The sequence below is a fragment of the Bathymodiolus azoricus thioautotrophic gill symbiont genome, from assembly GCF_001298715.1.
GTDB lineage: Bacteria > Pseudomonadota > Gammaproteobacteria > PS1 > Pseudothioglobaceae > Thiodubiliella.
Genome location: NZ_CDSC02000102.1, coordinates 1 through 1,466, shown reverse-complemented (window position 1 = coordinate 1,466; position 1,466 = coordinate 1). Strand labels below are relative to the sequence as shown.

The following is a 1,466-nucleotide window of genomic DNA, read 5'->3' as shown; positions in this document are numbered from 1 at the left end:
CTAAAAAAACGCACAAATCCCAGTTGGTATAATGGCTTCAATCAAAAACCGCTTCACCCATTGGGTGAAAACACAAAAGACAACCATGTCCCTTTTATACACAACCAAACCTTACTGCATTTATGAACATTTTAAACTACAAACTATCCTCTACTAATGTGCAATGGTCCAATCAACCTAGACACATTTCAAGCCACTTTTTTCAATTCAGCTCTATTCTATATTGAATTTTAATTAATATTTTAACATTGTTAAAACCTATGTTAATCTATATTCCTTTTCTTAACCTTTCTAGTAATTCAATATTGATATAAAAATTACTGTTTTTCACTTTGATATTTCGCAACACCCCTAATTTTTCAATTTCTTGTAGATGTTTTGATGCTGTTTGCCTTGTAATACTTAAATCTTCCACCAAAAAATCAATTTTAGTATAAGGATGACGAAATAATATTTCTATTAAATCTTTGCTATAAATTTTTGGCAATTTTTCTTTAATAATTTTTTGGTTTTACCCATTAAATTAGTAATATCATTAATTAAAAGCGTGGTTTGTGTGGCTGTCTGCTCCAGACCATTAAGCATATACAAAATCCAACCTTGCCAGTTATCTTTAGCGTCCACTTCTCGCAACAGTTGATAGTATTTTGCCTTGTTATTGATTATGTAACCACTTAGATACAATACGGGTAAATCTAGTAAATCATTAAGCATCAGATACAAGATATTGATAATCCTGCCTGTTCTGCCGTTGCCATCATAAAAAGGGTGGATAGCTTCAAATTGATAATGGATTATTGCCATATTTATAAGGCTGTCTAAATCGTTTTTTTCATTAATGTAGCTTTCAAGATTGTTAAATAATTTAATGATTTCTTGATAGTCTTGTGGTGGCTCGTAAATTACTTCACCCGTTTTATCATTTTTTAACTTAGTGCCTACTTGCGTTCTGATACCTGCATCATTATTCTCTAAAATACCTTGAATTTTGACAATATCATTAATCGATAAAATACCGTTGTTGATTAAATCCACCCCTTGCAATAAAGCACTTTGATAGCCTTTAACTTCCTTTGCCTCTTTAGTGGCACTTTTTAAGTCTAAATCTGCCTTATAAAGCTCATCATGGGTGGTGATAATGTTTTCAATCTCGCTACTGTCTTTTGCTTCTTGCAAGGTTAGGGCATTAATCAAAATAAAACGATTAGGTACGCTTTTTGCCGTTTCATTGAGAATTGCCAACGCTCTATTGGCACTAATGGATTTTTTTAAAATCTCTTTAGTTTCTAACTCTTGTTTAACTGGCAAAAATTCAAGCATTATCTATTAGATGTATTTTTAATAGATTGTATTTTAACTGTCCCAACTATCCATAAGTCAAAAAATAGAGGTTTTAGTTTTTGGTGGGTGGTTTTGGGGTGTTGTGCAGTGATCTCTTTTTAGGTTGTTTTGTGGGTTTTTATTTT

General features: G+C 31.7%; 1 pseudogene. It reads right to left on the bottom strand.

Annotated features, from left to right (window positions below):
- Positions 1-268: 268 nt before the first annotated feature.
- A pseudogene (locus BAZSYMA_RS02030) lies at positions 269-1,320 on the bottom strand (Fic family protein).
- Positions 1,321-1,466 lie beyond the last annotated feature (146 nt).